Here is a 9,051-nt window from a genome sequence, read left to right on the forward strand (position 1 = left end):
CCAAGTTCTGTTTCTTCTACAGCAAGTTCTGAAATTTCTTCAATAGTTCCTGGTTTTACAATATTCCATACAATTGCTGTTACTAAATGATCTACTCTTTCCTGGTCATATCCTTCAGCAATCTTTTGAGCTTTTCTTGCCCTCTCAATTAATTCACCTACATATTTTTGTTCTTCTAATGTTGCCATTTATACCACTCCTTATTAAGTTAAATAAAATTTATATAAACTATAACCCTAACATTGCCATAGGTATAGTTATAGCCATTAAAACTAGTATAGGAATTAATATTTGTGTAATTGCTATGTCAAAATATCCTTCCTTGTGGGTTAGACCACATATACCAAGTAGTGTAATTTGAGCTCCTTGATGTGGTAATGAATCAAACGTTCCAGACGCAATTACAGCAATCCTATGTACATATTCTAAATTAATGCCCATAGCAACATAGGTCCCTTTTAAAGCTTCAAAAGCAATTCCCAACCCCCCTGAAGCTGAGCCAGCTGCTCCTGCTGCTACTGCAACAGTTATAGCTACAAAAAACATAGGAGACATATCCATATTAATTAACCAATTAATTAATCTTTCAAAACCAGGTGTCTCTTTCACAACACCTGCAAATCCCACGACTATAGCTGTATTTAAAATAGCTGTAGCTGAATTTGTGGCTCCCTTATTTAAAGTATCTATCCATTTATCTGTTCCATCAATATATTTCCACAAAAGAACTATTGATGATAATATCCCTATCGTAACTGCACCTTCCACAGGTAACTTCACTATATTAAAGAATATTAAAATTAATATAGCCGGAATAGCAGAAATTATCGGATTAGGTAAATCTTCAATTTTAGTTTCCTCACCATTATCTACATATCTTTTAATAGTTGGATCTTCGTAGAAAGTATATCCTTTTTTAGTCAGCGAACGAGTTCTATATTCTAACCAGGTAAAAATCAGTACATATTGAGCTATAGCTGATATTGTAGCTGGTAAAAATGCCGCTGTAGGGCTTGTCCCTAAATACCTCATTGCAACAACGTTTTGTATAGAAGGACTACCTGGTCCAGTCATTGACCATGTCCATGTTCCAGCAGATATAGCTCCTGGTATTAATCTTCTAGATATATCAGTATTTTTAAATAATTGAACTGCAATAGGATATATAGCAAAAAATACTACAAATCCACTTATTCCGCCATATGTTAATAGCCCTGTAATTGTCATTATTAAAGGTGCTACAAATTTCCCCTTGGTTACTTTTAATAGTGCATGAGCTATTGACTCTGCAGCCCTTGTTTCTTGCATTATAGAACCAAATACTGCCCCTACAAAAAATACTAGAAAGAAATTTTGAACATAATCTGCAGCGGATTCCATATAAGGTCCTAATAGCGAATCAAAAAGAGGTAATCTTGCAGTGACTATAACAAATATAGATACAAGTGGTCCTAATATAAGAGCGCTTACTCTTTTAAATGCTAATATAGTAAATAATACCAGAGCAATTACAAGAATCCATATATCAAACATTACACTCCTCCTTATATCTCACATTATCCTTTTATAAACTAATAAATACTAGTCTACAAATTATCATAAATACTATTAATATCTAAACTTATTACAATAATTTGTAGACCAGATCCTATAATTTATCTTACACCCATAACTTTTTATAGATCTTAATTATATCTTCTTTAGTTGGAATTCTTTGAGTATTTCCAGGGCTTCCACTTGCTAAAGCATCAGTAGCCATCTTATCAAGACTATCGTTAAACACCTCTTTATCTACACCATATTCTTCAAGTGTTTGTATGTTTAATTTATTTATTAAATCAATTATGGATTCTTCAAATATATCTGCTGCTTTTGTATCATCTATATTTTTATCTACTAATTCTAATTCTCTAGCTAAAAACGCAAATTCTTCAACTGCTCCTTCTTTTATAAACTTTAAACATTCTTCTAAAAGAATAGCATTAGACAATCCATGAGCAATTCCAAAGAGTGCTCCTATTGGTCTACTCATACCATGAACAATAGTTACTGAGGCATTACTAAAAGCTATTCCAGCCTCTAACGCTGCCAACGACATTTCATTTCTGCTCTCAATATTATTTCCATCTTCATAAGCAGGTAGTATATTATTATAGATTCTTTTTATTGCTGATATAGCAAAAATATCACTCATAGGCTGAGCTTTTCTAGAAGTAAAAGCTTCAATTGCATGAGTTAGAGCATCTACTCCTGTTGCTGCCGTAACAGTTGGTGGGGCAGTCATTGTCAATTCTGGATCTATTACTGATAATGTTGGTATTAAGTCTGGACCTACAAGTAACATTTTAATATTATCGACACTATCAGTAATAATAGTGAATTTTGTAGCCTCAGAACCTGTTCCAGCTGTTGTTGGAATAGCAACTAAATTTGGTGGCGGATTAGGGATAACCTTACCATTATAGTCAACTATATTTCCTTCATTAGTCAACATAGCACCTATTGCTTTCATTGCATCAATAGGGCTTCCTCCACCTGTTGCTATTAAAAAATCGCAGTTATTTTCTAAATATAACCTTTTCCCTTCATCTATCATTTCATCAATAGGTTCCCCATTAACACCATCATAAACAAAGAATTCAATTTGATTTTCATTGAGGGCTTTTTCAAGTTTTGATACTGTACCTATCTTTACCATTGTTTCGTCTGTTACTATTAAAGCCTTTTTTCCAAGTCCTTTAATATGTTCCATAGATTCCTTTAATGCATCTTGTCCTGAAACTATAGACTTTGGCATTAGAAAAAGATCTGACATACTAATCACTCCTCATATAATATAAACAATTTTTTGTATTAACTATATTATGTTGCAAAAGGTGTGCCAAGTCTAAATGGCTTGAAATAAAGGTTCCTATAGTTAAAAATTACATGATTTTATACACTCTAAAATAAGAAAAGAACATATACCATAGTTTTTACATAAAAAGCTACGGTGTATAGAATTCTATACACCGTAGCTTTTTATGACACTTCTTTGTTATTAATGATTGTCAATTTGATACTTTTCAAGCTTTTGATATAAATTAGAACGACTAATACCAAGAACTTTGGCCACACTACTTTTATTACCATCATATAATTCTAAGGTATTAGTTATTAGATCCTTCTCATAATCATCCAACATTTTCTTTAGATCACCAACTGGGACAATTGAATTATTTTTCAAAATTCTTTTAGGTAAATGTTCTTTTCTGATAATATTAGTATCAATAAAATTATATATTCTCTCAATAACGTTTTCCAATTCTCGAATATTTCCAGGCCATGAATAGTTTTTTAAATAATACATAGCCTCGTCTTCAATATTTTCAATATAAATGCCAAATTTATCATTGTACTTATTTACAAAAAAGTCACATAATAACGGAATGTCTTCTTTTCTTTCACGCAATGGAGGCAATTTAAAGGGTACTACATTTAAACGATAATATAGATCTTCCCTAAATTCTCCATCTTCTATTTTTTTAATTAAATTTTGATTAGTTGCTGCTATTATTCTCACATTTACTTTTTTAGGATCATGGCCTCCTACTTTTACAACTTCTTTATCCTGTAATACACGTAGTATCTTAGCTTGCATATCAAAACTCATATCTCCAATTTCATCAAGGAATAGGGTCCCATTGTTGGCTAATTCAATTTTACCAACCTTTCCCCCTGGTCTTGCTCCAGTAAACGCTCCATCTTCATATCCAAATAATTCCGATTCCAGTATATTTGATGGAATAGCAGCACAATTAATTTTAATATAATTATTATCCCTTCTATCACTTGTTTCATGGATTGCATTAGCAAAAACTTCTTTACCAGTCCCACTTTCACCAGTTATCAATACTGTTGAATCAGAATTTGCTACTTTTGTTACCATACTTTTTAACTTACGCATCTCCAAACTTTTGCCTATAATATTATCAATTGCATAATAATCACCTTTAACTTTTTTAAAGCGCTCTTTGTAAAGATATAGTTCCTTTTTTGCCGATTCTAAGCTCCTATATAGTAATTCTACTTCTCTTACATCTTTAAATATAACCTTTCCAATAGCACCAATAACTTTATTGTTCTTTTTTATAGGGATTCTCAAAGTCACAGAATCATTGTTCTTTATCCGTTGTATTTGCCCCATTTCAGTCTTACCGGTTTTTAAGACTATATGAAGTCTAGTATTATCAATTACCTCTGTTACATGTCTGCCAATAGCTTCATTAGGATTAATTCCTAGAAAATTAGCATAAGCATTATTAATCATAACCACATAGCCATCTGGATCTACAACAACAATGCAATCAGAAGCATTTTCAAATATGATCTCCCAAACTTCATTTTGTAATTTAAGCTCATCAATACCCCCTATAGTATCGTCCTTAGTGCATAAGCTATCCACTTTTATCCTCTCCCCGTAAAATGGCATTTTATATTTGTTATGTTTTTATCAATTAATTCAATTTTCTACATTTAATTCCTATATATAATTATATCATAAAATGGAGAAACCGTTAGCTTCTTTGAAATAAATATATATAAATAACTCTAAGGAAGTCAAACAAATGACTTCTGCATTTGTTCATAACTATCAAAAAATCTCCTATTATAGAATAATTCATATGCCTTTAAAAGTTTTTATCTATTTTTATCTTAATCCATAAATACATGCAAGCAATCTCAGGAACTAAAATAATAATATATCGACAAACGACAAGAATAATTAGGGTATATAACTTGGGGATGTATAGACATTGTAAGCTGTGGAACATCTCAAATGTCTAAAAGATATGGATTCATATACGTAGATCAAGATGATGAAGGAAATGGAACATTAGAAAGAATAAGAAAAGACTCCTTCTATTGGTATAAAAAGTGATAGAATCTAATGGTGAAAATTTAGAGTAGAATAAAAAGGTTGAATATAAAAGCTACTTTTTTCAATAGCTTCATTAGCCTATTATGTATTTTCATCTTGATTTATAAATACATACAGGCAATTTTAGGAACTAAATTATTTCTTTATAGTTAGTTTCGTGAATTTTTTTAAATCCAAAACCAGGCTCATCTGTTACTACAATTTTATTACCCTTAAAAATTGCTCCTCCCTCCATAGGATCTTCTTTACATAATATAGGTCCATCTAAATCAAATTTTGTAATTATACTTTTACCAGCAGCTAAGTGGGCAGCAGCAGTAACACTTATATTAGATTCAAGCATACATCCTAACATACACTCTACTCCATAGACTTCTGCCATAGAACATATTTTTAATGCATTGTGAATGCCACCTGTTTTCATTAATTTTATATTTATTAAATCAGCTGCTCTCATCTGAATAATAGTCATAGCATCCTTTGGAGAAAATACACTTTCATCAGCTAAAATTGGAGTTATAACATTATCAGTTACCATTTTCAGCCCTTTAATATCACTGGCTTCTACTGGTTGCTCTACTAATTCAATATTTAACCCTAAATCTTCTATTTTACGAATAATAAATATAGCTTCTTTAGGACTCCACCCTTGATTTGCATCAATTCTTAAATTGACATCATATCCTACAGCATCTCGAATAGCTTGCATCCGTTTCAAATCTAATTCTAAATTATTACCAACTTTAATTTTTAGAGTTTCATAGCCTTGTTCTACAGCATTAATACTATCATTTGCCATTTCTTCTGGATCATTTATACTAATAGTTATATCATTAGGTATTTCTTTTCTATATCCTCCTAATAACTTATAAACTGGTACATTATACAATTGTCCATATAAATCATAAATAGCTATATCGATTGCAGCTTTTGCACTAGTATTTTTCACTAAGGAATTGTCTAATTTAAACATTATTCCCTCTAAGTTTTCAATATCCATTCCTATTAATAATACTTTTATATGTTCTTCTATTGCACCTATTATTGAACCTATTGTATCACCTGTTATTACTCCTGTTGGTGGTGCTTCCCCATATCCAACCTGTCCACTATCTGTTTCAATTTTTACTACAACATTTTCCACACTATCAACCCTTCTTAAAGCAGTTTTAAAGGGTTTTTTAAGTGGAACTAATATATGGCCAAGTTTTATATCCGTAATTTTCATTCTTGTGCCTCCTCCACTTTAAAAAAGCATGTTCAACATCTTGCCTCTGTTATGCTATTTTGTTTTCAATATAAATAATTCATAATTTAATAATATTTTTCTTTAACTTCGCTATATTTTTTTAATGCATCTTTATAAGCAATAACTATTGCCTTTTGGGAAGAACCAAAATATCTTCTAGTTATTTCTTGTTCTAAATCTTTATTATATCTATCAAATTTTTTACCTATAAATAAACTAGAAACAAATTTTCTAGTAGTTGGTATTGTTGAAGTACATGAAATATCAATAATCTCATCAGTTTTAGTATCTACTACAAATCCTATAAAAAATATTTTAAATTGTTCTGTTATAGCGTTTTCCTTATTAGTTTTACCATGTCCTACTATAAATACTGTGTCTCTATCATATAATTCCATTACTCTACTCCTTCTTTGAAAAAGTTTCATAAGCTACTTTTGATACCTTACCTATAATTTCTCTCCCATCTTTATTTGATATATTTTCATTTGTCAATACACAAATTATATAAGGATTGTTTTCTGAATAAACTATACCTACATCATGCTCTAAATAATCTAAATCACCAGTTTTATGAGCTATAATAGTATCTTCAGGTAAATATAAATCTAACCGGCCTTTTACCTGTTGTCTCTTTAAAATATCTATCATAAAAGCAGAACTTTCCTCATCAATAAGTTCCCCTTTATATAGTAAGTCTAGTATAGTTAATATATCCTTAGCACTAGTAAAGTTCTCTTTATTAGCTTTTACAGCTTCAGAGTCCATCATTTTTCTCTGTAATGTTGTAGAATCAAATCCTAGGCCTTTTATAAAATCATTAACAACTTCCATACCTATTAAATCAATAATAATATTAGTAGCCGTATTATCACTTAGAATAATCATTAAAGTTATTAATTCTTCTATAGTAAAATTATGTCCCGAATTTAATTCTTTTAATATACCATCTCCGCCTACTTTAACTTCATCAGTTAAAGTTATTTCTTCTGATAATTTTATTTTCCCTTCTTTTACTTGTTTACAAACTTCAGCAAGTATAAATAATTTTATTAAACTAGCTGAAGGAAATACTTTTTCTTCATTTATTAATAAAAACCCTTGATTGTTTAAATCTTTTATTGCTACTCCTACATTAGCTTCTGTTTCTTCTATAATACTTTCTATTTTCTTTTTTAAATCCATATACTTCCCTCCTAATTATACAAATTAACCAAAGAAAGATCTAATTATTACTAAAATAATAGTTGAAACAGTAAGAGTTACACCAAACTTTACCATATTCTTTAAATCTTTAGATCTAGCAAGACCCATTTGTCCAAGCATATCTGCCTCTGGATAAGCAAAGGATGTTATTTGAGAACCTACTAATAATACCATAGCCCATAAAGTTATTGAAATCCCTATATTGTCAGCTAAAGGACCAAACATATTATCCATTACAACAGTTTGGGCAGCAGCTGCACCACCAATACCGAATATTCCTGTTAATGTAGCAATTAGAGAAAATAATATTGGACTTTCTGATGCTAGTAATGGTTTAAGTAATTCTACTAAAGCGTCAAAAGCACCAGCTTCAGAAATAAAAGTTATAAAAGGATAGAATAAAACAAACATAATGAAAAGAGATACCATTCTTTCTGCACCTTCTACCATTGTTTCAAATATAGTATTTAAATTTAAGCCACCAAAAACTCCTGTAAGAATTGCAGCTACAAACATTACAACAATGGCATAAGATGAACCACCTTGATTAATAATTCCATAGATAACCATTATAAGAAGTGAAACAAAGAATACTATTGTAGCTTTTTTAGCTTCTATAGTCGGATTATAATTTTTATCTGGCTCTTCTACATCTTCATAAACATATACATTTCTTGTCCTATTTTGAATTCTTTGTGCCATTACAAAAGTTACTACCCAACAAACTATAGCTAATGGTAAACCTACACTTGATAGATATACTCCATAACTAATTCCTGTAACCTCCATTATAGTCACAACTTGAGGTGAATAAGGTCCTATAAATAATCCAGTTGCACCTGCTCCTTGAAAAATAGCGGCTAAAGTAGAAGGGGTTATTCCAATGGCTGCTACTAAAGGAATAACTATTGGTGCTATAATAGCATTGGCTCCTGCAAGAGTACCAAGTAATGCTACTAAAATACAAGAACTGATCATAACTGCTAAAATTGCCTTTTTTTCATCATTAATCCCTATTTTTTTCATAAAGGTTAATACTATATATTCTGCTACACCTGTTTTCTTTAAAACTTCACCTAAAGCAGAACCTAACATTATAATAAATCCTATCATGGCTAAAAAGGAACCTAATGCCTCACCAATTACATCACCCATTTCCATTAAAGGCTGCTTTGTCATAATAGCACTTAATAAAACACAGATTACAACATTTAAAATTGCATTAATATCCTTAAAAGCTAAAATTATATAAATAATTAACGGAACTAAAGCAAAAATTGGGGATATACCAAAAATCATAGATACTACCTCCTTTTGTTTTTAAAAATAAAAAATTAAAACCTTAATATAAATTCTATTGAATCACCTCAAATACCATTAAATGTTAATAAAAAATAAAAAAACAAGCCCATAGGAATATTAAATAAACCTATTGACCCTGTTTATGACGACATTTATACATTGCCTCACATCTGAATAAACAAGTGACATAAGAGAATTTTCTAAATATTCATTTATCTGTACCTAATATTATATAATATATACTTTCTTTTTTCAAGGATTTTAATAGAGGAATATTAATATATTTGTCGAAATAAGTAATATAGTCAATTATTTATATATAGGAGAGTTATATTATGAATATGCATAAATTCACTCCCGAAAATAGATATAT

8 protein-coding genes and 1 pseudogene are annotated in these 9,051 nt (G+C 30.1%); 1 reads left to right on the forward strand and 8 read right to left on the reverse strand.

Annotated elements, in window-relative coordinates; translation table 11 throughout:
* The 4 genes from VK071_03935 to VK071_03950 form a co-directional block, all read right to left on the reverse strand.
* On the reverse strand, nucleotides 1-188 hold a 188-nt coding region (locus VK071_03935), incomplete at its 3' end, for an aldehyde dehydrogenase (protein HLR34464.1).
* A 40-nt stretch (nucleotides 189-228) separates the two neighbouring features.
* Nucleotides 229-1,533: a Na+/H+ antiporter NhaC family protein gene (locus tag VK071_03940; GenBank protein ID HLR34465.1), complete on the reverse strand. Its 1,305-nt coding sequence runs from the start codon at nucleotides 1,531-1,533 to the stop codon at nucleotides 229-231.
* A 127-nt stretch (nucleotides 1,534-1,660) separates the two neighbouring features.
* Nucleotides 1,661-2,815 (reverse strand): iron-containing alcohol dehydrogenase, encoded by a 1,155-nt coding sequence (locus VK071_03945; GenBank protein HLR34466.1) that lies wholly within the window; start codon nucleotides 2,813-2,815, stop codon nucleotides 1,661-1,663.
* Between the two features lie 225 nt (nucleotides 2,816-3,040).
* Nucleotides 3,041-4,444, reverse strand: a complete 1,404-nt coding sequence (locus tag VK071_03950; protein HLR34467.1) for a sigma 54-interacting transcriptional regulator — start codon at nucleotides 4,442-4,444, stop codon at nucleotides 3,041-3,043.
* A gap of 321 nt (nucleotides 4,445-4,765) precedes the next feature.
* Between VK071_03950 and VK071_03955 the strand changes: the two are divergent.
* Nucleotides 4,766-4,950 (forward strand): annotated as a pseudogene (locus VK071_03955) (family 1 glycosylhydrolase).
* A 101-nt stretch (nucleotides 4,951-5,051) separates the two neighbouring features.
* On the opposite strand, the gene VK071_03960 reads toward VK071_03955, so the two are convergent.
* The 4 genes from VK071_03960 to VK071_03975 all read right to left on the reverse strand — a co-directional run bounded on the left by VK071_03960 (nucleotide 5,052) and on the right by VK071_03975 (nucleotide 8,675).
* Nucleotides 5,052-6,149 carry a dipeptide epimerase gene (locus VK071_03960; protein ID HLR34468.1) on the reverse strand — a complete coding sequence of 366 codons (1,098 nt, stop codon included), beginning with the start codon at nucleotides 6,147-6,149 and terminating at the stop codon, nucleotides 5,052-5,054.
* Nucleotides 6,150-6,235: 86 nt separating this feature from the next.
* Nucleotides 6,236-6,568 (reverse strand): DUF3870 domain-containing protein, encoded by a 333-nt coding sequence (locus VK071_03965; protein ID HLR34469.1) that lies wholly within the window; start codon nucleotides 6,566-6,568, stop codon nucleotides 6,236-6,238.
* 4 nt (nucleotides 6,569-6,572) lie between these two features.
* On the reverse strand, nucleotides 6,573-7,355 hold the full coding sequence (locus VK071_03970) for a serine hydrolase (GenBank protein ID HLR34470.1): 783 nt from the start codon (nucleotides 7,353-7,355) through the stop codon (nucleotides 6,573-6,575).
* A gap of 24 nt (nucleotides 7,356-7,379) precedes the next feature.
* Nucleotides 7,380-8,675: an SLC13 family permease gene (locus VK071_03975; GenBank protein ID HLR34471.1), complete on the reverse strand. Its 1,296-nt coding sequence runs from the start codon at nucleotides 8,673-8,675 to the stop codon at nucleotides 7,380-7,382.
* Between the last annotated feature and the right edge of the window lie 376 nt (nucleotides 8,676-9,051).

The sequence above is a fragment of the Tissierellales bacterium genome (assembly GCA_035301805.1).
In the GTDB taxonomy this organism is placed as follows: Bacteria; Bacillota; Clostridia; order Tissierellales; family DATGTQ01; genus DATGTQ01.